Origin of the sequence: Filomicrobium sp. (genome assembly GCF_025698805.1) — a bacterium.
Lineage (GTDB): Bacteria > Pseudomonadota > Alphaproteobacteria > Rhizobiales > Hyphomicrobiaceae > Filomicrobium > Filomicrobium insigne.
Genome location: NZ_JAILWT010000004.1, coordinates 336,705 through 362,180, shown reverse-complemented (window position 1 = coordinate 362,180; position 25,476 = coordinate 336,705). Strand labels below are relative to the sequence as shown.

The following is a 25,476-nucleotide window of genomic DNA, read 5'->3' as shown; positions in this document are numbered from 1 at the left end:
GATCTATCTCGCGGCCCCTTGAAAATACATTCAAAGAAACGAATATAAATAGCGCTTGGCGTTGCTGATGTCGAACCGATCACCGGGCCGAGCGGTTATGCTGACAGACGATTGAAGGCTGTCAGATGATAAAGGGGCTTTGATAGTAATGACGGAATTTACGCCCGTTTCGGCCTTGATAGGCGGAACCCTAATTGGCCTAGGCGCAACGATGCTCATGTGGTTTCTCGGACGTATCGCCGGCATTTCCGGCATCGTGTCGGGAGCGGCGTTTCCTCAATCGTTTTCGGACTGGTCGTGGCGCGCCGCCTTTCTGATCGGGATGATTGTCGCGCCGTCGCTTTATGCGGTTTTCATGGGACATCTCCCGGACGTCACGCTGTCGTCAGATCTGCTCAAGACCGTGGTGGCGGGACTCATCGTTGGCGTGGGCGTTACCTTCGGCGCCGGTTGTGCGAGCGGCCATGGCGTCTGCGGGATCGCACGGGTCTCACCGCGTTCGATCGTCGCCACGGCAACGTTCATGGCCGTAGCTCTCGTCACGGTTTTCGTCACCCGGCATGTTGTGGGAGCCTAAGCCATGCCAATCATCGCTGCTCTGTTCGCCGGTGTAATTTTCGGCCTGGGAATCACGGTTTCGGGGATGATCAATCCAGCCAAGGTTTTGAACTTCTTCGACGTCGCAGGGACTTGGGATCCCAGCTTGGCACTCGTTATGGCGGCTGCGCTGATCACTACGGCTATTGGCTACCGGCTCGTGTTCGCGCGCGGAACTCCCCTGGTGGAGCCTCGGTTCCTCGTCCCAACCCGGAAAGATGTTGACGCCCAACTGCTCCTTGGATCGGCAATCTACGGGCTCGGATGGGGACTGATCGGCTACTGCCCAGGTGGTGTAGTTCCTGCCCTGGGCCTGGGACGCATCGAACCATTCGTCTTTGTCGCGGCGCTCGTAGGCGGAATGGGGCTTGCCCGGCTGTTGAGCCGTTTACGCACCACATCGCAACCGGCGTAAAGGCCTGAACCACGTTTGCGCGTGGACTAGAGGGAATATATTCTATTCCTGCGACAGATTTTGAAAAATCAGACCGCCAATCGGTGTCGAAACAATAAAACTGAAAGGGAAGGCCAACAGATGTCTAAGGATTATCCAGTTGATTTGTCGGTCCGACCGGAGGTGAAGGGCTTCTTTGATGAAGCCACCAACACGATCAGCTATGTCGTGAAGGACCCCACCTCCAATGCTTGCGCCATCATAGATTCAGTGATGGACATCGACTACGCGGCGGGGCGCTTGTCGCATCAGTCCGCCGATGAGATTATTGCTTACGTGAAGGAGCACAACCTCAAGGTTGAGTGGCTAATCGAAACGCATGTCCATGCCGATCACCTGTCGGCGGCACCTTATCTGCAGCAGGAACTCGGCGGCAAAATCGGGATCGGTGAGAAGATCACCGTCGTGCAGGACGTTTTCGGGAAGGTCTTTAACGAGGGCACCGAGTTCCAGCGTGACGGCAGCCAATTCGACAGGTTGTTCACTGATGGTGACACTTACAAAATCGGATCCATGACGGCGTTCGCCATGCATACCCCTGGCCATACCCCGGCATGTATGACGCATGTCATCGGCGATGCTGCTTTCGTGGGCGACACGCTCTTCATGCCGGATGGAGGCACCGCGCGCGCTGACTTCCCCGGTGGCGACGCACGCGAACTCTATCGTTCGATTAAGAAGGTTCTGGCGCTCCCGCCGGAAATGCGCCTGTTCATGTGCCATGATTACGGGCCGAACGGCCGGGAAATCCGCTGGGAAACGACAGTCGCAGCCGAACGCCGAGACAACGTCCATGTGCGCGATGGCGTGACGGAGGACGAGTTCATAAAGATGCGGACCGAGCGGGACGCGACCCTCTCGATGCCGAAGCTCATTATCCCATCTATCCAGGTCAATATGCGCGGCGGCAATCTCCCCGAGGCCGATGAGACAGGGAAGCGCTTCCTGAAGGTGCCGCTAAATGGTCTTTGATCGCGGAAGCGATCTTTAAGAAAGACTAGGATCAATGCCCACCGCGTCTCGGCGTGGTGGGCATAAAATTATAGGGACACGGCCTGAGAACTCCGGCGATTGCCAACCTCCGTGACAGCGCGCCGCTGGCGTGCCAGTGTCCCGCGTTTGCTAGAGAGAGTCGGGGATGAAGAAGGACATATGTCGGCATGAGCAAGACGATAGCCGGCCCGGAAATCGAACGCATGATCCAGCTTCTGAGCCGATTGCCTGGGTTAGGTCCGCGATCGGCGCGTAAGGCGGCGCTATCTCTGCTCAAGCGACGTGAAGATTTGCTCATGCCGCTCGCCGATGCGCTCAGCGCCGCTGTTGACCGCATCACCCATTGCTCCGAGTGTGGAAACGTCGACACGGTTTCCCCATGCAGCCTGTGCCGTGACGAACGTCGTGATCGATCAGTCGTAGTCGTCGTCGAAGAGGTCGGAGATCTGTGGGCGCTGGAACGGGCCGCGGCAATTAACGGCGTTTATCATGTTTTGGGCGGGCATCTGTCGCCCTTGGATGGTGTCGGTCCCGACAATCTGAATATTCCTCGCTTGCTGGAACGGGCCTCGTCGGGCGAAGTGAAAGAGGTGATCCTTGCCCTCAACGCTACAGTGGAGGGCCAATCCACCATGCACTACATAAAAGAAAGATTGGCGCCAACCAATGTCGCCGTCTCTGAAATTCAGAAGGGTGTCCCGATCGGCGGCGAACTCGACTATCTCGATGACGGCACGCTGGCCGCCGCTATTAAATCTCGTCGCCGCATCTAACGAAATTCGTCGCCTGACGAGCAGGGCTAGCCGCTTGGTAGCCAACCCTGCCGCCGGGCTTAAAATAAAGAAACGGTTCGAGGGAATGGAGTCCATAACGCCTGAGGTGGCCCGTCATCCGCGGGTGCCGCCCCGCCGTGTCGCGGTGGAGCCACCCAAGTTCGTTAGCGGCTCCCTCTTGCGCCACATCCTAGTCATGACAGGCGCTGGAGCATTTGGGCTTGTCGCAATTTTCGTCGGCGACCTCGCAAACATTTATTTTCTCAGCCTGCTCAACGATCAGGCCATCGTGGCTGCGATCGGCTATGGCAGCTCAATCGTAGCGCTCACGATCTCTATCGGTCTCGGCTTGCTCATTGCAACGATGTCACTCGTGTCGCCCGCGATAGGCGCAGGACGCTACGTGCGTGCGCGTCGTGTTGCGGCGAGTGCCCACTGTTGGACCTTTATTGTCGCGACCATCCTTGCCGTTATCATCTGGTTTTTGATCCCCACCTTACTGACGCTTCTGGGGGCGACCGGCCGAACTCACGAGCTGGCAACAAGATACCTGGAAATCCTCGTGCCCGCATTGCCGCCGCTGGCCGTCGCGATGGCATCGACGGCCGTCCTCAGGTCAGTCGGCGATGCGCGGCGTTCGATGAATGTGACGCTCTACGGTGCGGTGGCCAACGTCATCCTTGACCCTGTTTTGATCTTCGGCTTCGGTCTCGGAATCGAGGGAGCGGCCATCGCCAGCGTTATTGCGCGCCTCGTGATGCTCTGTATTGGCCTTTACGGGGTGATCCGCGTTCACCGCTTGATGAGCCGGCCACGCTGGCGCGCAATGGTATCGGATGCACGTCCCTTGGCCATGATCGCCGTCCCAGCCCTCGCCACAAATATCGCAACGCCCTTCGCCAACGCCTACGTGACGGCCGCGATGTCGGGGTTTGGGGATGGCGCAGTCGCGGGCTGGGCCATTATTGGGCGCATCATGCCAGTCGCATTCGGCGCAATCTTCGCGTTGTCCGGCAACGTAGGGCCCATCATCGGACAAAATTTCGGAGCGAAAAAACCAGACCGGATGCGCCAGACCTTGACGTTGGCATTATGCGTCGCGGCGGCCTTCACGACATTTTCCTGGATTGTGCTCGCGATCCTGGCGCCATTCATCGTGCAGGCATTCAAAGCCGAGGGGCAGGCCGCCGAACTCATTTTGATATTTTGCTACTATCTGGCGCCGCTCTTCTTCTTCCTCGGCACCTTGTTTGTGTCCAACGCCATACACAATACGCTCGGGCGGCCCCAAGTTTCGACGGCGCTAAATTGGGGCCGTGCCACGATCGGGACCATTCCATTGGTCTGGATCGGTGGCGAGATCGCTGGGGCCTACGGGGTGCTGGCTGGCAACTTGGGTGGGGGGATCGTGTTCGGCTGCATCGGGGTAATCTTGTCTTACCGGCTCATCGATCACATTACGCAAGCGCCGGTATCGGGGACCTTTAAACTCGCCCGCGCGCCTCGAAGTTGGTGGATTCGCCACAGAATTCGGCGCCGAATGGATGAATGATGCCTTCCGGCAACGCTGTCGGCTCGTGTCCTGCCCTTGCGATGATATCAAAGTGTGGATATCGGAGTGTGGTTTCGTTACTGACAGGGGAATTCCGTTACGGAATTTGAATACATGTGCACCGGGCTTTCCATGTATTTATAACGGGCATCTAAAGGGCTGAATCATGCCTGTAATGGATAGCTGGATACGACCGCGCGAGGGGCGCGACGGGGTGGAGAGGGGAGAAATTGGCGGACAAGGGTAACGAGGACGCGCGCACGGCTCACGTGCGCAAGTGGCTCATTGAACTGCCACGCTCTGCAAAGCGGGTGGTTCTTGTCTTGAGCGACTTCCTGCTGTTGACCGCCGTCCTCTGGACCGCGATGTCGGTCCGCTACCAGACATTTTACGTTCCCGATGATTGGCTGACAGCGGCGTTGTTCTTCTTGGGGCCAGCCATCACGATAGGCACCTTTGGGTCCTTCGGGCTTTACAGGCTTGTGACGCGCTTCATCGGCTATCGTGGCATGCTGCGCATTTTCTTGTGTGCAGCCCTGTCGATGCTGATTTGGGCAATGGCTGTATTTATGCTCGGACAGCACGGCATCCCACGCACGGTTATCCTGGTTTATGGCGTGTTGGGAGCGCTTGCGGTAAGTGCGAGCCGCCAGATTGCGGGTCTGTTCCTGCAAAGCATTGGCATTACAATTCCAAAATTGCCAATCGATATGGATCGCAAGCTCGTGCTCATCTATGGCGCGGGCCAAATGGGCGTCGAGCTGCTGTCTGCGCTGCGCCGCAGGGTTTACGACCGCGAGCCCGTCGGTTTCATCGACGACGAGCCGTCCATGTGGGGTCAGTACGTCGGTGGGCTCAAAGTCTATCGGCCGGAGAAGGTGGGCTTCTTCATTGAACGCCGCGACATCAAGGAAGTGCTGTTGGCAATTCCTGAATCGCAGCGCGGCATGCGCCGACAGATTGTCCAGAAGCTGGAAAACTACCCCGTTGTGGTCAAGATCGTGCCTGCGATCGATGAGATAGCGTCTGGCAAAGTCGGCATTACGGATGTCCGCCCTCTGGAGGTCGAAGATCTCTTAGGCCGTGAACCCGTACCACCGGATGCTCAATTGTTGACGCGCGTCATTCGCGACAAATCAATTCTGGTAACGGGGGCTGGTGGGTCGGTCGGGTCGGAATTGGTCCGGCAAATTCTCGAGCAGTCGCCGGAGCGCTTGGTGCTCATGGATATTTCGGAGCCGGCCCTCTACGAGATTGAGCTCGAAATTCGAGAGACGATCGCAGCTAACCCGGGTCAATACGAGGATACAGAACTGGTCGCGGTGCTGGGCTCCGTGCTCGATGAACGGCTCGTTCGCCACACGATATCAAGCTACGATATCCAGACAATCTACCATGCAGGGGCCTATAAGCACGTGCCTATCGTGGAACAAAATATTGTTGCTGGGATCAGCAACAACACGTTCGGATGCGCCGTTATGGCTGATGCCGCACGGGATTTGGGCGTTGAACGCTTCGTGCTGATCTCGACCGATAAGGCGGTTCGTCCGACGAATGTTATGGGAGCTACCAAGCGCCTTGCTGAGCTTGTCCTGCAGGCGCATGCCATGGACGAGGACGTCAACACCGTCTTTACGATGGTTCGCTTCGGAAATGTGCTCGACAGTTCTGGATCGGTCGTTCGCAGGTTCCGGCAACAGATCAAGCAGGGCGGACCGCTGACGGTGACCCACCCCGATGTCATCCGCTATTTCATGTCGATCAGAGAAGCGGCCGAACTGGTCATCCAGGCAGGGTCCATGGCGACGGGCGGGGAAGTCTTCGTTCTGGATATGGGAGACCCCGTCAAGATCGACGACCTTGCACGCCTTATGATCCGCCTCGCGGGTCTCGATCCGAGGAGTAGCGAAAACCCTGGTGGCGATATCGAGATCGTCTACACTGGCCTGCGCCCGGGCGAGAAACTCTACGAAGAACTCTTGCTCGGCGCCAATACGACCGGGACGGAACATCCTCGCATTATGCGTTCCGGAGAGCCCTGGTTGCCATCGAACGAGCTCTGGCATGAGCTGGATGGTTTGAAGGAAGCCATGAAGACGCGGGATCTCGATGCCATCCGCGCAGTGTTGATGCGCACGGTAGAAGGATATCAGCCCGGGCCCGTGCTTCCCCCTGAAGCCGATCAGGACGGCGAGGAGAAGGCCTGGCCGCCTTTGTCTCGTATGCTGCATTGAGGCGGGCTCAAATGAGCCGTCTATAGCGTCGTCGATAAGCTCTTGGATTTCGACAACACCATGCCGCCGCGTATTCTGATTACCGGAGCTACAGGTTTCATTGGACGCTTTCTGACCGAAAGCCTTCTGGCTAATGGCTTCGAAGTCCGCGCCGCTGCGCGTGACGTATCTCAGATCTCGGCCCGTCCAGACTTGGACATCGTTTCGTTGCCCGACATGTCGGAGCCGCACGATTGGCACGCCCTGTTGGGCGGCGTGACCCACGTGGTCCATCTCGCAGGCATCGCCCATGCGACCAGTACAATTCCCGAAAGCCAGTATATGGCTGTGAATTGTGAGGCCACGCGCGCCCTCGCGATTGCTGCCCGCGAGGCAGACCTGAACCGGGTCGTGCTCATGTCCTCTGTGCGCGCGCAATCCGGCCCTTCCGCGGAAGGTGTCCTGACGGAAAGATCGCCTCCTCATCCAACAGATGCGTACGGCCGCTCCAAGCTCGCCGCAGAACAAGCACTTGCTGAAGAGCTGGCCGATAGCCGGACGGATTGGGTGGCACTCAGGCCAGTGGTCGTCTATGGCCCAGGCGTGAAAGGCAATATGGCCGCGCTCGTCCGGCTCGCCCGCCTTCCGATCCCGTTGCCGTTGAAGACCGTCGCCGGACGCCGCTCGCTCCTCCACATAGATAGCCTCATGACCGCAGTCCGGCATGTGCTGACCAGTCCGCAGGCCAGCCGGCGAGTTTTCCTGGTCGCGGACGAAGAACCGGCCACCGTGCCTGAGATCCTGGCGGCTTTGCGTAGCGGCCTCAGCCGCAGCCCCGGATTGGTCCCGATCCCAGCGGGAATCCTCGCGAGTCTGGCCCGGCTGGCTGGGCGTACAGGCCAATGGCAGCGGCTCAACGCGGACCTTGTCGTCGATGCAGCCCAATTGCAGGGCATCGGCTGGCATCCCTGCCACGATACAGCAAAGGCATTAGCCAGCTGCCTAAACGCAGAATGAAAAGAGCACACTATGGGGTGTACGCAGCGTTTCGGGACCCTACATGTCTATGGCTCGTGTACGATGCGACCGCGCACGAGTGCGCCTCGAAAGTAATAGCCGCGTTTGTGCGGACCTGCGCTGGGAGATGCGAATGCGTAACGGCTACGCTGTCGGCGTTGTTATTCCGGCGCTCAACGAAGAAGCGGCCGTTAGTAAAGTCATTACCGCTATTCCCAGCTGGGTCGACGCCATTGTCGTCTCGGACAACGGATCACGAGATCGAACGGCCTATGTTGCCCGTGCTGCCGGAGCCCGCGTCATAAGAGAACCGCAACCTGGCTACGGTGCGGCTTGTCTTGCCGGGATTGGTGCCTTGCCTCCGTGTGACATCATCGTTTTCCTCGACGGTGACTATTCCGATCACCCTGAAGATATGCCGAGCTTGGTTGATCCAATAATCGCGGGTGAAGGAGAACTCGTCATCGGGTCGCGTACGCTCGGGCGTAGGGAGCTAGGAGCCCTGACGCCTCAGCAAATTTTCGGTAATTGGCTGGCGACGTGGTTGATCAGACTAATCTGGGGGGCACGATTTACCGATATTGGACCATTTCGCGCGATTAAGCGTTCGGTCTTGGAGAGACTGGCCATGGCGGATCGCGACTACGGTTGGACCGTCGAAATGCAGGTTAAAGCGGCACAGCTAGGTTTGCGCACGCTAGAAGCGCCAGTCCGATATCGCCGCCGCATCGGGATATCGAAGATCTCCGGAACGCTTGTGGGATCAGTGAGAGCGGGTGTCAAAATCCTGAGTTTGATAGGCCGTGAGGCTTTGGCACGCCCTCGCCAGCCATGCCCCGAGCGCCCATTGCAATAGCCACGTGTCGCGCCCTATACATCTCAAGATAACGGACCGCGACATTGTCCCCTCAGTGTGCCGATTGACCAAGCATCGGCGAATGCGTATTTCAAATTACTATGGCAAAGTTGGAAATTATAAAAATTCCGGATCCGATACTGCGCGTGGTCTCTGAACCTATTACGCAGGTCGATGATGCTACGCGTCGCCTCGCCGACGATATGCTGGAAACTATGTACGCCGCCCCCGGAATCGGTTTGGCCGCTATCCAGGTCGCCGTGCCCAAGCGGCTTGTGGTGGTTGATGTCGGAGACGAAGACGCACCCGCGCCGCTTTGCCTGATCAACCCTAAGATTGTCCATTTCGGCGACACTCCAAACGTACATGAGGAAGGCTGCCTATCAATCCCGGATGTGCATGTGGAGATCGAACGACCGGGTTCCCTGACGCTCCAGTACATCGATCGGGATGGAAGAGAGCAGGAGCTTGAAGCTGAGGGATTGCTGGCGACGGCGATCCAGCATGAACTCGATCATCTTGATGGCAAATTGATCATCGACTACCTGTCGCGGCTGAAGAGGGACATAATCGTTCGCCGTTTCCGCAAGCAGCAGCGTAGCGTGACGACCTCGTAAGCGCTCGGACCGCCGTCGCAAGGCGAGTTCGTGGGCAATCGAACAGACATCGAAGTGGGGACAGCAAGGTGCGCATCATCTTTATGGGCACGCCCGATTTTGCCGTGCCAACGTTGTCGGAAATTCTGACGGCAGGGCACGATGTTGTGGCTGCTTATTCGCAGCCTCCGAGACCTGCTGGTCGCGGGATGCATGAGCGGCCATCGCCGGTACACGCCTTTGCCGCAGGCCGGGACATTCCGGTCCTGACGCCGCTAAGCCTGCGTGATGACGCAGCGTTAAGCACGTTCCAGGACTTCAAAGCAGATGCCGCCATCGTCGTCGCTTATGGCCTTCTGCTGCCGGGTGCAATTCTGTCTGCCCCATGCCACGGCTGTTTCAACCTGCACGCCTCCGCGTTACCGCGCTGGCGCGGAGCAGCGCCGATTCAGCGGGCCATTATGGCTGGCGACAGAGAAACCGCCGTCGCCATCATGCACATGGAGGAAGGTCTCGATACCGGACCAGTATGCATGAGCGCACCGGTGACGATCGGCGATGAAATGACAGCGGGCGAACTGCACGACGTGCTTGCTGAACGCGGCGCGGATCTGATGGTCCGCGCACTGGCGGCGCTCGAGCGTGGGGAGTTGAGCGAGGCGCCTCAGTCCAACGACGGAATTACCTACGCGGCAAAGATCGACAAGGCTGAATCGCGGCTCGATTTCGCCCGTTCTGCGATTGAGATACACAATCAGATCAGAGGGCTATCCCCCTTTCCGGGAGCTTGGTTCGAGGTCGAGCGCGAAGGCCGGCGCGAACGTGTGAAAGCGTTGCGTTCGCGCTTGGTCAGCCAGAACGGCGCTCCGGGCGAGGTACTTGGTCCAGGCCTCACGATTGGCTGCGGTGACGGCGCGGTGGAGATGCTGGAGGTTCAGCGGGCGGGTAAGCGCCCTTGCTCCGCATCGGAGTTCTTGCGCGGCTTCAGTCTGCCGCCCGGCACGCGCCTCCCGTAACGTGTATTAAGCATGCCCCGCGAAGCTCTGGCAAATGCATGCCGCTTGTAGTTTAGTGAGCAATAACAGGCGCGTTGCTAGGGAGAATTGATGTGTCGAGTAAATTTGCGATTGCCGCGCTCGTGGCTGCATCTGCGTTGATCGCACCCGTAGCGTCGGCGCAGCAATCTCATACGACCCGCATCGAACCGCGTGCTTACTATGGTGCCGTCGTTACCAAGGAAGCTGGCGTTCGCGTATTCCGGCCGCTGCCGCCTGATCGGCACGTCATCATCAACCCGGGTGGGAGAACGCCGCTCGCGCTCGGTGTCGGGGAAACGAATGTGTACGACTATCCCGGCTTTTACAACGATCCCCGCCGTAGCAGCGACTACTAAGAACACGCGTCTTTTATGACGAGGGTTGAGCAACCGCGGTCGACGCGATAGGGATTGCGCCCCTTCCCGTTATACGGCCCGACCTGAATGCCCCGATACCGCATTACGATAGAATACGACGGCACGCCGTTTGTCGGCTGGCAGACGCAGGCCGTGGGCAAGACTGTGCAGTCGAGCCTGCAAACCGCAATAGCATCCTTCTGCGGCGAAACCGTCAGCATCCGTGGGGCTGGCCGCACGGATTCCGGCGTGCATGCTCTGGGGCAAGTTGCGCACTTTGACCTTGCGCGTGAACAAGATCCTTACCGCATCCGCGAAGCGCTCAATCACTTGCTTCGGCCAAATCCAATCGCAGTCTTGGAATGTGTAGAGGTCGGTCCTGAATTTGATGCACGGTTTAGCGCCACCGCGCGTCACTATCTCTACCGAATATTGGACCGTCGGGCTCCACCGGCACTCGACCGCAACCGGGTTTGGTGGTTACCCGTCGGGTTGGATGCGGAAGCTATGCATAACGCTGCCCAGTGCCTCGTTGGCCACCACGATTTCACGACCTTTCGCGCCTCCGCCTGCCAGGCAGCGTCACCTGTTAAAACGTTGGATCGGCTGTGCGTTTCGCGTGTGGGGGAGGAAGTGCACATAACGGCGTCTGCGCGTTCATTCCTGCACAATCAGGTGCGCTCGCTCGTGGGCACGCTGAAGCTTGTCGGAGCCGGCCGCTGGACGCGCGCCGATGTCGCCGAAGCGTTGGCCGCACGCCGCCGCGCGGCATGCGGACCGGTAGCGCCGCCCACGGGGCTCTACCTCGTGGGCGTGGACTACGATAAGCCGGAGGCAATGCCCGGCTCAGTCGACCATTGAAAGAAATTCCTGCCGGGTCTTGGGGTCGTCGCGGAATACACCGAGCATTCGGCTTGTGACGAGGTCCGTGCCGGGCTTGTGGATGCCGCGCGTTGTCATGCAATGATGCTCGGCCTTGATGACAACACCCACACCTTGCGGTTCCAGAACGGTCTGGATCGCATTGGCGATCTGCGCCGTCATTTTCTCCTGGATCTGGAGGCGCTTCGCATAGACGTCGACAATCCGTGCGAGTTTTGAAATTCCGACGACGCGACCGTTGGGAATGTAACCAACCCAGGCATGACCGATAATCGGCGCCATGTGGTGCTCACAATGGCTTTCAAAACGGATGCCGCGCAGAGCGATCATCTCGTCGTAGCCTTCAATTTCCTCGAAGGTCTTTTGGAGGATGGCCTCCGGGTCTTCTGCGTACCCCCGGAAATACTCCTCGAACGCACGCACAACGCGCGATGGCGTTTCTATGAGGCCATCGCGTTCCGGATTTTCTCCCGTCCAACGCAGAATCGTACGGATAGCGTCTTCAGCTTCACGACGATCAGGGCGCTCAGCCGCCGGTAGCGGCTGTGAATCTGAGGCATTCTTTTTCAATTGCGAAGGGGCTTTCGTTGACTAATGAGCGGGCGTCTTTGCCACACCAATAAAAACTTCACCGCGCTCAGCAGCACGGCTCGCATAGGTGACCGAAATAAAGTGCACATAGCGATATTTGGAGGCCAGATAATAGCGGATCGGCGCGCCGCGGCAAGTCACGTATAGAGCCCGTTGTCGCAGAGCCAGTCACGTGCTTAATGACGCGGGGCGCTCGCATACGGGCAACAACTGAGGGTGAAAGCACATGCATTCAAGCGAAAGCGATGCCGTCCGCGGCCCCTTTGCGAACCGCTTACCCAGTGCGGCTTTGGGGACTGTCATTCTCGTCGCCGTCATCGTTTCACTCGTCAGTGCCCGCACGCTTCCTTTTCTGCTCGGCATCGTTTTTATCGCATTGCTCACGTCTGCCGCTTTGTCTGGGCATTTGCGTTATGGCTTGCCACGTTGCGACGTCCTGACCGGTGCTTTGAGTGCGTTTGCGCTATGGGCCGCTGCCACTGCGTTTTGGGCTGAGTCCCCCACTCTCGTATTGGCAAAGTCCGGCCTCACTCTCTTCATACTGCTGGCAACGCTTGTCATGTATCGGCTGATCCGGCGCGAAGGCACAATGAACGCGCTTCACCTTGCGGACGGGGTCTGGATGGGGTTGTCGATCGGGCTAACATATTTCTTGATCGAACTCTTAAGTGACCAGTCCATAAAGATGTGGGTCTACAATACGATCGGCTTGGGGCCGGAGTCGATCAAACCTCTCCGTCATTTCAAGTGGGAGGACGGCCGCATTATCGCGATTTCGCCGGTCGATCTAACCCGCAACACCGCGCCCATTTCACTGCTTATGTGGCCGGCGGCGGTCACGGCGTTTGCCACCGCGCCACGCAGCCTGCGCACGCCTATAAGCCTGGGCCTTCTTGTTCTGGCAATTGTCGTGATCTTCCTGTCGACGCATGAGACATCGAAGTTGGCGGTGGTGATCGGCCTGTTTGGCTACGCGTTTGCACGCATATCTCACACATGGACGTACCGTTTGATGGCTGTAGGGTGGGTGGCTTGCTGTCTGCTCGTCCTGCCGGCTGCGATGCTCGCGCACAAGGCCGATCTTCACAACGCATCTTGGCTGCAGCGTTCGGCTCAACACCGCATCATCATATGGAACCACACCGCTGAGCAGGTGCTGCAACACGATCCGCTGATCGGCATCGGCACCAACATGACCTACATTCTCGGCCCGCGCATGCGCGCGACGACGAACAATGCCGAAGGGGAAAAGATCGAGCGCACGTTATCGCGCCATGCCCACAATGTATTTCTGCAGACTTGGTTTGAATTGGGGGCTGTCGGCGCTGCGCTGTTGGCGGTTGCCGGTGTGGCGGTTTTGGGTGCGGTTCGTTCAATCGACCGTAGGGTACGCGCGCCTGCATTCGCGATGTTTGCGAGCGCATCGGTCATGGGGTTGGCGAGCTACGGTATGTGGCAGGTTTGGTTTATGGCGATGTTCGCCTTTTCTGTCGTTATGTTCGCCATCGCCCACCGTATAGTCTGTGGTCCAGATATAGAGACAACTCCGGGAGGTTCTACTCGGTTGTGACCAAAGACATGTTCTGCTCAGTGAGCACAGAACATCTTGCCTCCTCATTCCAAGACTAGAAAAAACACATGCGATTCGTTCCGCGTCACGCGCCATTTCTGGAACACGAGGAGGAGTCCCCAATGAAGATCTTGTGGGCCATGCGCACACTGCTCATCGCGATAATTGCCTTTGTGAGCTTGCCCTCAGCAAGCTACGCAGACAGCGGAACCGTTAGACTGACGATCTACAAGGCAGGATGGATTATCGGCGGCTCCGGCGGGAGTGGCACTCTCAATTTTCACGGGAGGCGCTACGCGCTGTCGGTCGGCGGTCTGGACTACGGGCTAGTGTTCGGCGGCTCAAAGACGGTACTGCGCGGCAGGGTAAGAAACATTGATCGCCCGTCAGACATTGCTGGTGTCTACGGCGCCGCAGGAGCGGGCCTTGCGGTCGGACATGGCGCGCGCGCGATTGTGTTGACCAACCAGAAAGGCGCTGTGCTGGAACTGACCGGACGGCAGGTTGGATTGCTGGTGAACGCAGACCTGAGCGGATTAGCAATCACGCTGGATTAGGGCTGCTCTACTCTAGATTCTAGCTCAAAACATTGGAGAAGCTTCCGCAGCGTCCCTAGTCAGAACCTTCCCTCGGTGGATACCTGCCAAGAGGTTCTTGATCGACACCTCATATGATTTATCTTGCCACTGATAGTTTTATGCGTTTGGTGGGGGGGTGGGTCGTGTTTGAATTGGTTCTCAAGACTTTTTTGGAGCTAATTACAAAGGTCGCGGACGCTTTATTTCTCGATGTCTATTTAGGGGCCGGAGTTCTTTATTGGATTAAGGCGGTCACCATCGTTGTCGGCCTCTGTGGTGCATTATTTTATGCATACTATTGGGGTAAGAAAGCGATCCGTGAAAAGATCCACCAAGTGCTCGTCGATCCCGAGGCGTTCTGGAGCAAAGGCACATCTCGGAACGCGCATAAGAAATATGCCGACCGCTTAAAGAATACGATTCCGATAATCGCGGTTGCGAACTACAAGGGCGGCGTTGGCAAGTCGATGATTGCCGCCAATCTGGCCGCATATTTCGACAAGTCCGGATATCGCGTTCTCCTGATCGACTTCGATTATCAAGGGTCGCTCACGGATATCGTGCCCTATGCTGATCCCAATCAACTGACCTTTTCGGCACACGAGATACTGAGAGGTGAGAAGCCCCCAGCGGAGATAACCAAGCCCCACAGTCTGGGTCGGTCATTTCAGACAAGCGCCATTCATCCTGCTGAAGCAAATCTCAGTCGTATAGACAGTAGCTTGGTCTATCAGTGGCTGACCGGAGCAAGGAAGGACGATATCCGGTTCAATACGCAGGCCTATCTTGCAAGCGACGAAATTCAAAATACTTACGATATCATCATCATTGATACGCCACCTCGCATCTGCGCAGCTACCGCCAACGCGCTTTGTGCTGCGACGCATGTCCTGATGCCAACCATCCTCGATACCGTATCCAGCCGAGCGGTGTTTCGTTCCGTGGAGATGTTTTTAGATTTCCGCGACAAGCTAGGCCTGGGCTTCAAGATGCTGGGCGTTCTTCCTTCGAAAGTTGCCCAACGCAGCGGTTATAATGATCGCGAAAGCAAGGCTTTATCCTATCTTCAGGACGAGCTTCATTGGAATTACAAAAGCCGGGTCAATCACTTCTACGGCAATGTCGAACCCGTCGTCGTTCTCGATCACCTGCCGATCATGCATAAGGTGGCCCTTCTTCACATCGAGGGCGACGATTTGGCGATTTTTGAGCCGAACCCTAGTCCGAACAATGCCGTAATACATGAGATGTTCTCACACCTCGGCGATCACATCCTTAGAAGTGTCGGGATGCCCGTCGAAACTGAACCGGAGATCCTTAGCGATGCAGGTTTCAGAACTACGCAAACTGTTGTTGAGCTTCGCCAAAACACTGAAAGAAGCACAGGCTAACAAGACAACGGTATCTGAGATCGAAAAACTCATCGAAGGTCTCGGCCCAGTGGACGAGCTCTCGATTACACAGCTTGTCAAACTTCTTGAAAAGCGTGATGGGCCCGCAAAGAAAGCTGGGACTGCGAAGCAGATAGACGAAGATGTCGTATCACGTTACGTAGATATGCTTGCGAAGAGCCACAATGATCCATCCCGCTTTGACCTAGTTTTTGATGAACTACAGACTGATAAACAAGTCAGGCTACCGGAGATCGACGCAATTGCTCGGCAATTTGTAGGCGGTACGAGAGCTTACAAGAAGAGAGCCGATGCCTTGAAGGACATTCGGTTGAGATTTGACGCAGGCCTCGCCGCTCAGAGGCGACGCGAAGCGTCATCTGGGATATTCTGAGCATAACGTATTCTCATTGCGTCCTTGATCATTCTGTCGCGGCCCACATCAAGAAGGCATTGAGACTGGCCCTTCAAAGAAGACCGCTGCAAATGCTTGCGGTCTTTCGGGCCCTGTGGCAGTAGTGTGCCCCTCGCACGATTCAGGGTTGTCGAGGTCACGGACACTCCCTTGGTAAGGGAGTGCCGAGATTGGCATTGAAGATTACAGCCGGCTCCAGTATGGAGCTTCGATATTGGCGATCCGCTGCCGTAGCTCAGGGGTAGAGCACTCCCTTGGTAAGGGAGAGGCCGAGAGTTCAAATCTCTCCGGCAGCACCAGTTTCCGCGATATGTGCTTGAGCAGACTTTTTACCCGCACACCTGGCGCTTTACGGCCTCTGCGAGGGCTCACACGCGTTTCCAGAACGTGGTGCATCAGCCTACGAGCGCCGCGCCATCACAGCGTACGCCATGCACTGTGATGTCTGCCTCACCCAGCGAAATACCGAGAGCGTCGAGAACGCCGCTGAGAAGTCTGTCGAGAGCGGGCGTTGCGGCAGATAGAAGGTTCGCGACAACGGTCCCCAAATTACCCGGCAAGCCTATTCCAAGGCCGAGAACTTCGACCCTTAGATCCAAATCGCGGAGTAACGAGTTTAAAAGCGTGGTCGTCGGTTCTCGCGTGGACGTGGACTTGGTTTCCTGAGCCTCAATCTCAGCCCAGTTAAAACTCAAGACGGTCTCTGACGTGTTGGTGATCGCAGCGTGCGCTTTGCCCAAGACCTTGGCGAGGGGTGTTTGTACGAGGTTTGCGTTCTCGACGGGCAGAGTTCTGCTGAAATTGTCCAGATTGTTGACGTCAACCTCGCCAAGCCAGAGTTCGGCAACCCCGGGCAGGGCGGCAATGTCTACGCGCGCGTCGCGAGCAACGTCGTTCCCGCACACGATATTGTCTAGTCTTCCTTCAGCATACGCGACCTCAGCATAAAGTGGCACGCGCACCGAAACGAGACCCTCAGCGCCAACCGTTGCAAGCAGTCTGATACGAGTTTGAGCTGTGCGGACAATTACGTCGCGCTCACCCACGGAGAGCCAGGGCGAGTCCTGCTGAGGTTCCCCGATCGCGACGTTGACCTGAACGTTCGTTAGCCCAGGAATTGTGGCGCCGAGATTGAGGGAAACCTGATTGGAGCCATTTGCGAGAGAAGCGGCCGTCGTCACCATTTGCATGACGTTAATCGAAGGGTCAAAGCCTGGTGCCGATGAGCCCGTACTCAGGTTGCCATAAGGGCCGAGATCAACCAACGCACCGAGGGAAACCATCGCGTCCGCGGCGTGAGTCGTGGCACCGATGGAACTAAGAACATGCGCGGCCGCACCTTGTCCGGAATCGGCACTTACGTTGGTTAGGGCTTCAAGCACAGCGCCAACGCTGGCGTCCATAGCGAGCACATCGTTATATGAGGCGCCATCGACATCGAGCTCTGTGGACAGAGCATTCATGAACTGGAACAGCTTTACGTTGGCGTCCACCAGTTGCTCATAGTCCATGACGGACAGGTTCACGCTCCCGCCGAGTAGGCCCTCCAACAGGGCATTCAGCAGCCCACCCTCGAGCCGTAACAGACGGGAACCGATGGAAAAGGCAGCCTGCGCGGTCGTAACCGCGATGGCCTGCGTCTCGATCGTCATGTTCCGTTGCCCCGTTAGAGCACCGGCCAAATAAAGTGGTGCGTTCTGCGTGAGCTGTACACGTACGGCGTTGAAAGGCTCCACATCTGCAACAAACCGCTCATCGGGGGCCTTTGAAGGATCGGCACTGTAATGTCCCGGCGTCACGACCAGGCGCTGTACGTTCCTGATGTTGTTCGCTTCAATCGTAGCTGTTGCGGCAGCGTCTGCCGAGGCAATGTTCTGTGCTGCAGCAATAGCAGCAAGATCCACAGCACCTTGAGCCGTACGACGTTCGAAATAGAGAGAGCCGAAATCCACAGCGAGAGCGGCACACCACAAGAATACAATCAGGAAGACAGCGCTGAGGATTGCAACAGAACCACTCTCCTGCTCCTTCGCGTTCTTCAGCACGCCGAGGAGTCTCTGACCACAATGACGCAACTCAATACCCCCCGCGTCGAATGGTGGAAGTTCGACGGATTGTCGGAGATGGGACAGGCACGAGACGGTCTAGGCCAAAAATCGGAAGCTCCGAAGCGTCGTACTCAACCGTGACCTCGAACTGATCTGCATCCGCCTCCAGTGGCCCGGCCTCGACAGTGACCTTATCGGGAGAAATCAGAGGATAGCTGGTAGCGTTGGTCGTGATATGCGTTTGGGCGATCGACGCGCGTTCCGTGTCGCTCAAGCCTGCGACAGAAGCCCTTGCAGCATCAGCGGCAAGTTGTTGAACTGAGTGTGCCGTTCCAAAATAGAGTCCGTAGACAAGTATGCCCATGGCCAGAACAATCAAAACGGGGGCAACAAGAGCAAACTCGATGGCACTGGCACCGCTGTTGTTGCGCGTCAGTGATGTGAAACTTCGGGTTGCCTCGGATACAATTTTTGCGAACAAGTTGAACCACGCTGGACCAAGCGGTCCCCTAACAAAATCTATTAATGCTCAGTGTTGCACAAACTTCTAAATAAAATGCAACCGTAGGGACGTAATCTTGGCGATATACTCTAGCTTTAATGGTGGCATACCAGGTGCATATCACTGAGTGGAGCACAATGGGGCGAGGCACGACATGGCAGGAGATGAGACAAATCGGGCTAGTCGCAAAGACGGGCGCAATCAACGTCTGGAAGCCCAGCTTCGCGATAACCTGCGAAAGCGCAAAGAGCTGGCCCGGGCTAGAAAAGGCGCGGGTGCAAAGGCGGTTGATCCCTCTTTGGACACGCCCGAGGCTCGTAGGGAAGAAAGCTGAGGATCTGCCGGCGCGAGATGGCTTCCCACTTGCCGCGCCGTACTTTTAACGATTATTGAGACTATTCGCTTTGCGCCGGGAACAGGGGCCCGGCAAACAGCAACGCCATTACCACTATTCCGCGAAGTCAATGCGGGTCTCTACGGCACGCTCCACCATTATTGCGTGCAACACGCGATAGGACTCCACGACAGGGCAGGCAGATGGATCGTATTAAGATCGAAGGTGGCAACTCGCTGAACGGCGAGATTCCGATTTCCGGCGCCAAGAACGCGGCTCTGCCGCTGATGATTGCGAGTCTCCTGACGGCGGACCGCTTGACACTGAAGAACGTACCCAATCTCGCGGACGTCAATCTTCTTGCCCGTATTCTGCGCAATCACGGTGTTGATTTGGCGGTTGATGGAAAACGTGCCGGCCCGGCTATGCATTTGGGCGAAACGTTTCACCTGACCGCACGCGATATTGTCGATACGACGGCGCCCTACGAAATGGTCAGCCGTATGCGGGCCAGTTTTTGGGTTCTGGGGCCTCTGATCGCGCGCATGGGCGTGGCCCACGTCTCTTTGCCTGGCGGCTGCGCAATAGGCACGAGACCCGTCGATTTGCACTTGGAAGGCCTCAAGGCGCTGGGCGCGGACATCGACATCGACGGCGGCTACGTAATTGCTAAAGCGCCGAAGGGTTTGGTCGGTAACCGCGTTACCTTTTCTAAGGTCTCTGTCGGAGCGACACACAACGTCCTGCTGGCTGCCGCCCTCGCAAAGGGTGAGACGCTGATTGAGAATGCCGCCCGCGAGCCTGAGGTTGGCGATGTTGCCGAGTGTCTGACGAAAATGGGTGTCAAGATCGAGGGCATCGGCTCATCGACATTGCGCATCCAAGGGCGCGACAGTCTGGAAGGTGCCGTACACACTGTTCTACCCGACCGCATCGAGACTGGCACATTTGCGCTGGCCGTCGCGGCTTGCGGAGGCGATGTTCTGTTGAATGGCGCGAGGCGGAGCGATCTCAGTGCGGCATTCGACATTCTCCAGAAAACTGGGACCCATGTCACGGACACGAACGAAGGCGTGCGTGTGACGCGCAACGGCGGTGGAATAGAACCGGTGACGGTTGAAACGCAGCCGTTCCCGGGCTTTCCGACAGATCTTCAAGCGCAAATGATGGCCTTGATGACGCGCGCCAATGGCACCAGCGTTATACGGGAAACGATCTTTGAGAATCGCTTCATGCACGTTCAAGAGTTAGCCCGCCTCGGCGCTGATATCCGCCTGCATGGCGATACCGCAACTGTGGTTGGGGTATCTGGATTGAGAGGCGCGCCCGTGATGGCGACCGACCTTAGGGCCTCAGTGTCACTGGTGATCGCAGGCCTAATGGCCGAAGGCGAAACCGTTATAAACCGCGTCTACCATTTGGATCGCGGTTTCGAACGTCTGGAAGAAAAGCTGTCGCGCTGCGGCGCCAATATCGAACGGGTTTCCGCCGGCTGAGTACCCTTTAAGGTGCGCTCGCACCAGCAGCTTGGAGCTCATGTCGTTAACCCGTGGTGTCGAAAACGCACCCGCCGGGCGCGAACTCTTTGATAAGAGCTGGGGCGTTTTGTTGCACTTCGCTCGACTGCTCGCTATCACTCGCGATAGGCCGGAGTTATGCCGTTGCCGCCTCTTATGCTGGGTAGACCGTCAAAAATGGCAGACCTAAAACTGATTGCGCTCGATGATGAGGACTTGAGTATCCTGTCGGCTCATCTTCAAGATGCCGTCGTTCGCGTTGGAGACATCGTCTACGAAGCGTCGCAGCAGCGCTTTTTGTTATTGCTCAACCGCTTTGACTGGTCGGAGCCTGCGAACCAACCGCGAAAACTGCTTCGAACCTATAAGCGTTGCCGTACCGGTCTACGTCTGCAGCGTGTCTCCGGCGTTCGTAGCCTCAACATCGACCGCGCAAGCAAGGACGATGTCCTGTCATTGCTCGCCATAACGTTTGATGAAGGTGAGGCTCCTTCCGGCACGATCACGCTGCATTTTTCCGGCGACAAGGCGATCGAATTAAGTGTCGAGTGCATCGAGGCGGAATTGCGTGATCTCGGAGCGGCCTGGGAAACAGATAAAAAACCGAGGCATCCAGGCGGCGTCGACAGTTCGACGCGATGAACCCATATGACGTAAGCCCGAGCCCCCAGAAAAAAGAATAATACAGATGGCAAAACGACTGAACGATGTTGACCCGGAATTCTCTTCCGCGTTCGACTCAATGTTGGCTGAAAAGCGCGAGGTCTCCGCTGACGTCGATGCCGTGGTTCGCGATATCATCGACCGGGTGCGTGTGGAGGGCGATGTTGCCCTCGTCGACTACTCGCGCCGCTTCGATGAGATCGACCTAACCGCTACCGGGCTGGAGATCACGTCAGCCGAGGTCGACCAAGCGGTCGAGACAGTGGAAACGCAGACGCCAGATGCGCTCGAGGCATTACGCATCGCGCATGACCGGATTGAAGCGCATCATCGTCGGCAACTCCCCGAAAGCCGGACATATAAGGATGCAGCGGGAGTCATCCTGGGTGACCGGTGGACTGCAGTTGATTCCGTAGGGCTCTACGTTCCCGGCGGGCTTGCCTCCTATCCAAGTTCGGTGCTGATGAGTGCAGTTCCGGCCAAGGTCGCCGGCGTTAAACGTATTGTGATGGTGGTGCCCGCGCCACGCGGAGCAATTAATCCGCTTGTGCTCGCGGCAGCGAGGATGGCAGGCGTGTCGGAAATCTACCGTGTCGGTGGAGCACAGGCTGTCGCCGCGTTAGCCTACGGAACCAAGACCATCGCACCCGTGGTCAAAATCGTCGGGCCAGGCAATGCTTATGTTGCGGCGGCCAAGCGCCAGGTGTTTGGCGTCGTCGGAATAGACTCTATCGCGGGCCCTTCCGAGGTGCTCGTCATTGCCGATGCGAACAACGATCCGGAGTGGATCGCGGCTGACTTGCTCGCTCAAGCCGAACACGATACGGCCGCTCAGTCCATATTGATGACAGATGACGCGGCTTTTGCTGACAAGGTGGAAGCCGCAGTTGCCCAGCAGCTCGCAACTCTGCCGCGTGGCAATATTGCCGGTGAGAGCTGGAACGTGTTCGGCGCTATCATTGTGTTGCGATCGCTGGACCAGGCCCCCGCGTTGGCTGATCGGATCGCGGCAGAACATCTTGAAATCGCCACGGCCAATGCCGACGAACTGGCGGACCGGATCAACAACGCAGGCGCGATATTCATTGGTGCGCACACGCCCGAGGTGATCGGAGACTATGTTGCGGGCTCCAATCACGTTCTACCGACGGCCCGCAGCGCGCGCTTTTCTTCAGGACTGGGTGTCTTTGATTTCATGAAACGTACCTCGATCCTGAAGCTCGATGCAGCAGCGTTGGAAGAGCTGGGGCCAACAGCAATGACGCTTGCGCGTTCCGAAGGTCTCGAAGGCCACAGACGGTCCGTGGAATTGAGATTGGGAGGCTCGCGTTGACGGGGTTGGCACATGTCTGAATTTCTCCCTTCGCCGCATTCGACCTCGCGTCTCTACGAGATCACGCTCGATGAAAAATCGATCGCGCGGAGCAATTCAAATGTCGATCATGAGCGCGAAGTGGCCATCTTTGACATTCTTGAATGCAATGAATTCAAGCCGGTTGAAGTGGATAACGGTCCCTACAGACTGCACCTGTCGATCATTGATGACCGTCTGAATTTCAACATTGGCAACGAGGCGGAGCACAATCTGGTGGTGCACGTCCTCTCTCTCACGCCGTTCAAGCGCATCATCAAGGACTACTTCCTTGTGTGCGATAGCTACTACGCAGCGATCCGCAACGCGCCCCCTTCACGCATTCAGGCCATCGACCAGAGCCGCCGCAATCTGCATGATGAGGGCAGCCGCGTTCTTGCGGAGCGCCTTGAAGGAAAGGTCAAGGTAGACTTTGACACCGCACGCCGCCTGTTTACGCTAATTTGTGCGCTCCATTGGAAGGGCTGAGAGTGTGCCGGAACCGGTCGCCGAGCTGCCCGGATCGGTTTTGTTCGCGTGCAGCCTCAATGTTATCAGATCTCCCATAGCCGCAGGCATCCTTGAGCATCTCGCCGGCAATCGTCTGCGGATTTCGTCCGCGGGCGTGCGTGCGGGCCCGCCGGATAAATTCGCCGCCGAGGTCATGCAAGAGATCGGTATCGATATAACCAAGCACAAACCCCGCGCCATTGCGGACCTGGAAGACGCATCCTTCGATTTGATTATTTCGTTGTCGCCGGAGGCCCACCACCAAGCCCTCGAATTGACACGCACCATGGCCGTGGATGTCGAATACTGGCCGACCTTTGATGCAACGGCTTCAGCCGATTCACACGACCATGAAAAGACACTTGAGGCTTACCGACTGGTGAGAGATCAGCTGTTCCGTCGCATCAAGCAGCGCTTTCCTTTAAGCACTTTGCCTTCAGTCTAAGCTTTCGCCCTGATCGTTGACGTCTCTCTCGGTTCCTCTTCCATTGCACGCGTCCGCATGTCGGGAACTAGAAACCAAGTTTCTTGCAAGCCCACGCCCTTGATCTCAATTTCACCGTGGCTTTCGAAATGGAATTCGTCTTCGAGACGCGTTCGACACGTGGGGCAGATCAGTATTCTTCCGGGCCGGCTTTTGTTCTCAAGCCGCGCGGCGAGGTTCACCGCATCTCCCCAGATGTCGTATGAGAACTTCTTGGTACCGATCACGCCTGCTGTGACCGGCCCCGAGGCGAGACCAACTCGCATCTGGAGATCGTAGCCGGTTTCCGCTCGGACACGCGCGACCACATCCAGCATATCAAACCCCATACGAGCGAGCCGCTGGGAGTGATCACTGACCGGCGTCGGAACACCCGCCGCCACCATGTAAGCGTCGCCGATCGTTTTAATTTTTTCGACGCCATGCTTTTCGGCAAGCGCATCGAATTCAGAGACAATCCGATTGAGAAGAGAGACGATCTGCGAAGCACCGAGCTCACGGGATAATGCGACGAAGCCGGAAATGTCGGTGAAGAGGATGGAGGCCTCCGGAATGCTGTCGGCAATAGCCGTGCCCGGATTGGCCTTGAGACGCTCGACAACATCATCAGGCAGAATATTCCGTAAAAGAACGTCCGTTTCAGCCTTGGCAGCTTCAGCCAAGCTGAAGGCATAGTAGATGGCGGCCGCAATAAGAGCACCCGTTGTAACGGCGGCCTGAATGTAGATACCGTCCAGAATGTCAGACGGTGCATCAATCAGCGCGGCTTCGCGCGGAAAATTGAACCATGCGTAAAGGTGCAGGGCGACCGCAATGATGACCAGCGGCAAGATGAGGCGCCAACGTTTGACACCGAACACGACGAACGTCGCCGCCGCCGCAATGAAATATTGAAGATGCAGGCCTGATGTATGTCCAAGGTAGGCAGTGAACGCCAACAAGGCCACATACTCGGAGCCGATAATGAGGAAGGCCCCGGCAAGTTCGTTGAGACGGTGCGAAAATGGAACAAGGCAAGCAGTCAGCAACAGCGCCAAGTTCAGCCCAATGACCGGCCCATATTTTTCAAAATCAAGAAAACTGTGTTGGATCGCATATCCGGCCGTCGAGAACGCGATCAGGTAGGCGATGAGGTTCATAACGACGAGGCGGCGCTTAGTATCGGGCGGATAGCCCTGCGTCCCGGCCTCGACGATCCAACGCACCGAACTTCGGAGCCGGGCCAATCGTTTTGCGCCGAACCCTTTGCGAAGAGCGGCGCCAGCCCATTTCAGAAAATTGCTCAACCGGTCCATCGTGCGCCCAGCCTGCAAAAAGCAAGGTCGTGCTCGGGCGGTTCTGCAGCACCTCCTGCCGATGCGCCTTCGACACGCTGCCCGATCGCGTCCGCAAGCTTCCTAGCCCAAGCCAGCGATGTTCTCTAGTTCATCGACGTTACAGAAGATCGAATTCTTGCCCCGCTTGATGGCACCGCTGGCTTCAAGCAGGGACAAAGCCGTGTTGACCTTCGGTCTGCTGGCGCCGATGAGCAACGCCAACTCGCTTTGTGACATCGTAAATGCAACTTCGACGTCGCTGTCCAGTGCGTCAGCCTCCTTGGCGTTGACGGCGGCGAGGAAGAAACGAGCCAGCCGCATCTCGATCGGACACAATGCAATGGCTTCCAACTGCTGATCCGCCTCGCGAATCCGCCGGCACAGGAAGCGCATCATGGCATCGCCTACGGCGGCTTCCTTCTCGATAACGCGCAGGAACGCGCTGCGAGACAGAGAGTACGCAGAGACCTTTGTGGCTGCGGTAGCATCAGCAGATCGGGGGCCTTCGTCGACCATAGCAATTTCGCCGAAAATAGCGCCGCGCTCGGCATGCGCGAAGGAAAGTTCGCGCCCCTCGGCGGTGAGCACGGACAACCGCACGCGTCCTTCCGAAACGAGGTAAGCATCGCGCCCTTCATCACCACGCGTGAAGATCAGCTGTCCCGAATCGAATGACACAGGGCGCATTTCCTGAGCGATAGCCTCTAACGCCGCCTCGCCGAGGTCCTCGAACAGATAGGTGCCGGAGATTAGCTCGGTTAAGCTTCCTTTTGCGCCCATGGCTCCTCCTTGGAGGCTCGATCTTTATGTGAACTGATTTTATCTGGTCCTGAAGCCCGGATGGCAACGAATTTGTATGCCACTTGCTTTTCGGTAAACC

Annotated in this window: 26 protein-coding genes and 1 tRNA gene; 22 read left to right on the top strand and 5 right to left on the bottom strand. The window is 57.3% G+C overall.

Annotated elements, in window-relative coordinates:
* Positions 1-148 precede the first annotated feature (148 nt).
* From K5845_RS12700 to truA, 12 genes are all read left to right on the top strand, one after another.
* Positions 149-577 carry a YeeE/YedE family protein gene (locus tag K5845_RS12700; protein WP_090226105.1) on the top strand — a complete coding sequence of 143 codons (429 nt, stop codon included), beginning with the start codon at positions 149-151 and terminating at the stop codon, positions 575-577.
* Positions 578-580: 3 nt separating this feature from the next.
* A complete protein-coding gene (locus tag K5845_RS12695) occupies positions 581-1,012 on the top strand; it encodes a DUF6691 family protein (protein ID WP_090226102.1) in 432 nt (143 codons plus the stop codon).
* Positions 1,013-1,132: 120 nt separating this feature from the next.
* Positions 1,133-2,023, top strand: a complete 891-nt coding sequence (locus tag K5845_RS12690) for an MBL fold metallo-hydrolase (protein ID WP_046478053.1) — start codon at positions 1,133-1,135, stop codon at positions 2,021-2,023.
* A 188-nt stretch (positions 2,024-2,211) separates the two neighbouring features.
* Positions 2,212-2,817, top strand: a complete 606-nt coding sequence (gene recR / locus K5845_RS12685) for a recombination mediator RecR (RefSeq protein WP_287959136.1) — start codon at positions 2,212-2,214, stop codon at positions 2,815-2,817.
* Entirely contained in the window at positions 2,771-4,369 is a 1,599-nt protein-coding gene (locus tag K5845_RS12680; protein ID WP_287959135.1) for an MATE family efflux transporter, read from the top strand. The genes recR and K5845_RS12680 overlap by 47 nt, the downstream gene beginning before the upstream one ends.
* 230 nt (positions 4,370-4,599) lie before the next feature.
* A complete protein-coding gene (locus K5845_RS12675) occupies positions 4,600-6,603 on the top strand; it encodes a polysaccharide biosynthesis protein (RefSeq protein ID WP_287959134.1) in 2,004 nt (667 codons plus the stop codon).
* Positions 6,604-6,645: 42 nt separating this feature from the next.
* Positions 6,646-7,599: an NAD-dependent epimerase/dehydratase family protein gene (locus K5845_RS12670; protein WP_244466797.1), complete on the top strand. Its 954-nt coding sequence runs from the start codon at positions 6,646-6,648 to the stop codon at positions 7,597-7,599.
* 133 nt (positions 7,600-7,732) lie between these two features.
* Positions 7,733-8,455, top strand: a complete 723-nt coding sequence (locus tag K5845_RS12665) for a glycosyltransferase family 2 protein (protein ID WP_287959133.1) — start codon at positions 7,733-7,735, stop codon at positions 8,453-8,455.
* A 101-nt stretch (positions 8,456-8,556) separates the two neighbouring features.
* A complete protein-coding gene (gene def, locus K5845_RS12660; RefSeq protein WP_046478056.1) occupies positions 8,557-9,072 on the top strand; it encodes a peptide deformylase in 516 nt (171 codons plus the stop codon).
* 68 nt (positions 9,073-9,140) lie between these two features.
* Positions 9,141-10,067 carry a methionyl-tRNA formyltransferase gene (gene fmt, locus K5845_RS12655; protein WP_502814137.1) on the top strand — a complete coding sequence of 309 codons (927 nt, stop codon included), beginning with the start codon at positions 9,141-9,143 and terminating at the stop codon, positions 10,065-10,067.
* A gap of 92 nt (positions 10,068-10,159) precedes the next feature.
* Positions 10,160-10,444 carry a hypothetical protein gene (locus K5845_RS12650; RefSeq protein WP_287959132.1) on the top strand — a complete coding sequence of 95 codons (285 nt, stop codon included), beginning with the start codon at positions 10,160-10,162 and terminating at the stop codon, positions 10,442-10,444.
* A gap of 87 nt (positions 10,445-10,531) precedes the next feature.
* Positions 10,532-11,305 carry a tRNA pseudouridine(38-40) synthase TruA gene (gene truA / locus K5845_RS12645; protein ID WP_046478058.1) on the top strand — a complete coding sequence of 258 codons (774 nt, stop codon included), beginning with the start codon at positions 10,532-10,534 and terminating at the stop codon, positions 11,303-11,305.
* Here the strand turns inward: truA and folE are convergent.
* Complete coding sequence (folE, locus tag K5845_RS12640; RefSeq protein ID WP_046478059.1) at positions 11,291-11,896, bottom strand: GTP cyclohydrolase I FolE; 606 nt, start codon at positions 11,894-11,896, stop codon at positions 11,291-11,293. The genes truA and folE overlap by 15 nt on opposite strands.
* 247 nt (positions 11,897-12,143) lie before the next feature.
* Here folE and K5845_RS12635 point away from each other — a divergent pair, with 247 nt between their 5' ends.
* The 5 genes from K5845_RS12635 (at position 12,144) to K5845_RS12615 (ending at position 16,170) form a co-directional block, all read left to right on the top strand.
* Positions 12,144-13,487 (top strand): O-antigen ligase family protein, encoded by a 1,344-nt coding sequence (locus tag K5845_RS12635; protein ID WP_287959131.1) that lies wholly within the window; start codon positions 12,144-12,146, stop codon positions 13,485-13,487.
* A gap of 122 nt (positions 13,488-13,609) precedes the next feature.
* On the top strand, positions 13,610-14,044 hold the full coding sequence (locus K5845_RS12630; protein WP_046478060.1) for a hypothetical protein: 435 nt from the start codon (positions 13,610-13,612) through the stop codon (positions 14,042-14,044).
* Positions 14,045-14,208: 164 nt separating this feature from the next.
* Positions 14,209-15,456, top strand: coding sequence for a ParA family protein (locus K5845_RS12625; protein ID WP_046478061.1), 1,248 nt, complete (start codon positions 14,209-14,211; stop codon positions 15,454-15,456).
* On the top strand, positions 15,389-15,850 hold the full coding sequence (locus K5845_RS12620; RefSeq protein ID WP_287959130.1) for a hypothetical protein: 462 nt from the start codon (positions 15,389-15,391) through the stop codon (positions 15,848-15,850). The genes K5845_RS12625 and K5845_RS12620 overlap by 68 nt, the downstream gene beginning before the upstream one ends.
* Positions 15,851-16,095: 245 nt before the next feature.
* Positions 16,096-16,170 (top strand) — tRNA-Thr (locus K5845_RS12615).
* Positions 16,171-16,266: 96 nt separating this feature from the next.
* On the opposite strand, the gene K5845_RS12610 is transcribed toward K5845_RS12615, so the two are convergent.
* Complete coding sequence (locus K5845_RS12610; RefSeq protein WP_287959129.1) at positions 16,267-17,916, bottom strand: TadG family pilus assembly protein; 1,650 nt, start codon at positions 17,914-17,916, stop codon at positions 16,267-16,269.
* Between the two features lie 31 nt (positions 17,917-17,947).
* A complete protein-coding gene (locus tag K5845_RS12605) occupies positions 17,948-18,400 on the bottom strand; it encodes a TadE/TadG family type IV pilus assembly protein (protein ID WP_244465046.1) in 453 nt (150 codons plus the stop codon).
* A 558-nt stretch (positions 18,401-18,958) separates the two neighbouring features.
* Between K5845_RS12605 and murA the strand changes: the two genes are divergently transcribed.
* From murA to K5845_RS12580, 5 genes are all read left to right on the top strand, one after another.
* Positions 18,959-20,251, top strand: a complete 1,293-nt coding sequence (gene murA / locus K5845_RS12600; protein WP_090226080.1) for a UDP-N-acetylglucosamine 1-carboxyvinyltransferase — start codon at positions 18,959-18,961, stop codon at positions 20,249-20,251.
* A gap of 198 nt (positions 20,252-20,449) precedes the next feature.
* Complete coding sequence (locus K5845_RS12595) at positions 20,450-20,914, top strand: DUF2948 family protein (protein WP_046480190.1); 465 nt, start codon at positions 20,450-20,452, stop codon at positions 20,912-20,914.
* A gap of 46 nt (positions 20,915-20,960) precedes the next feature.
* A complete protein-coding gene (gene hisD, locus K5845_RS12590) occupies positions 20,961-22,268 on the top strand; it encodes a histidinol dehydrogenase (RefSeq protein WP_090226078.1) in 1,308 nt (435 codons plus the stop codon).
* A 12-nt stretch (positions 22,269-22,280) separates the two neighbouring features.
* Positions 22,281-22,775 (top strand): UPF0262 family protein, encoded by a 495-nt coding sequence (locus K5845_RS12585; protein WP_287959128.1) that lies wholly within the window; start codon positions 22,281-22,283, stop codon positions 22,773-22,775.
* 4 nt (positions 22,776-22,779) lie between these two features.
* The gene (locus K5845_RS12580) at positions 22,780-23,241 is read left to right on the top strand and encodes an arsenate-mycothiol transferase ArsC (protein WP_046478067.1); all 462 of its coding nucleotides are present in this window, start codon (positions 22,780-22,782) and stop codon (positions 23,239-23,241) included.
* Here K5845_RS12580 and K5845_RS12575 read toward each other — a convergent pair.
* Both K5845_RS12575 and K5845_RS12570 read right to left on the bottom strand, forming a co-directional pair.
* On the bottom strand, positions 23,238-24,575 hold the full coding sequence (locus K5845_RS12575; RefSeq protein ID WP_287959127.1) for an adenylate/guanylate cyclase domain-containing protein: 1,338 nt from the start codon (positions 24,573-24,575) through the stop codon (positions 23,238-23,240). The two genes, K5845_RS12580 and K5845_RS12575, sit on opposite strands and share 4 nt — an antisense overlap.
* Before the next feature lie 102 nt (positions 24,576-24,677).
* Positions 24,678-25,376 carry a Crp/Fnr family transcriptional regulator gene (locus K5845_RS12570; RefSeq protein ID WP_046478068.1) on the bottom strand — a complete coding sequence of 233 codons (699 nt, stop codon included), beginning with the start codon at positions 25,374-25,376 and terminating at the stop codon, positions 24,678-24,680.
* Positions 25,377-25,476 lie beyond the last annotated feature (100 nt).

Coding starts and splice junctions, on each gene's coding strand:
- K5845_RS12700 (WP_090226105.1), top strand. CDS start 149: ATGACGGAATTTACGCCCGTTTCGGCCTTGATAGGCGGAACCCTAATT.
- K5845_RS12695 (WP_090226102.1), top strand. CDS start 581: ATGCCAATCATCGCTGCTCTGTTCGCCGGTGTAATTTTCGGCCTGGGA.
- K5845_RS12690 (WP_046478053.1), top strand. CDS start 1,133: ATGTCTAAGGATTATCCAGTTGATTTGTCGGTCCGACCGGAGGTGAAG.
- recR (WP_287959136.1), top strand. CDS start 2,212: ATGAGCAAGACGATAGCCGGCCCGGAAATCGAACGCATGATCCAGCTT.
- K5845_RS12680 (WP_287959135.1), top strand. CDS start 2,771: ATGACGGCACGCTGGCCGCCGCTATTAAATCTCGTCGCCGCATCTAAC.
- K5845_RS12665 (WP_287959133.1), top strand. CDS start 7,733: ATGCGTAACGGCTACGCTGTCGGCGTTGTTATTCCGGCGCTCAACGAA.
- def (WP_046478056.1), top strand. CDS start 8,557: ATGGCAAAGTTGGAAATTATAAAAATTCCGGATCCGATACTGCGCGTG.
- truA (WP_046478058.1), top strand. CDS start 10,532: ATGCCCCGATACCGCATTACGATAGAATACGACGGCACGCCGTTTGTC.
- K5845_RS12635 (WP_287959131.1), top strand. CDS start 12,144: ATGCATTCAAGCGAAAGCGATGCCGTCCGCGGCCCCTTTGCGAACCGC.
- K5845_RS12630 (WP_046478060.1), top strand. CDS start 13,610: ATGAAGATCTTGTGGGCCATGCGCACACTGCTCATCGCGATAATTGCC.
- K5845_RS12620 (WP_287959130.1), top strand. CDS start 15,389: ATGCAGGTTTCAGAACTACGCAAACTGTTGTTGAGCTTCGCCAAAACA.
- murA (WP_090226080.1), top strand. CDS start 18,959: ATGGATCGTATTAAGATCGAAGGTGGCAACTCGCTGAACGGCGAGATT.
- K5845_RS12595 (WP_046480190.1), top strand. CDS start 20,450: ATGGCAGACCTAAAACTGATTGCGCTCGATGATGAGGACTTGAGTATC.
- hisD (WP_090226078.1), top strand. CDS start 20,961: ATGGCAAAACGACTGAACGATGTTGACCCGGAATTCTCTTCCGCGTTC.
- K5845_RS12585 (WP_287959128.1), top strand. CDS start 22,281: ATGTCTGAATTTCTCCCTTCGCCGCATTCGACCTCGCGTCTCTACGAG.
- K5845_RS12575 (WP_287959127.1), bottom strand. CDS start 24,575: ATGGACCGGTTGAGCAATTTTCTGAAATGGGCTGGCGCCGCTCTTCGC.
- K5845_RS12570 (WP_046478068.1), bottom strand. CDS start 25,376: ATGGGCGCAAAAGGAAGCTTAACCGAGCTAATCTCCGGCACCTATCTG.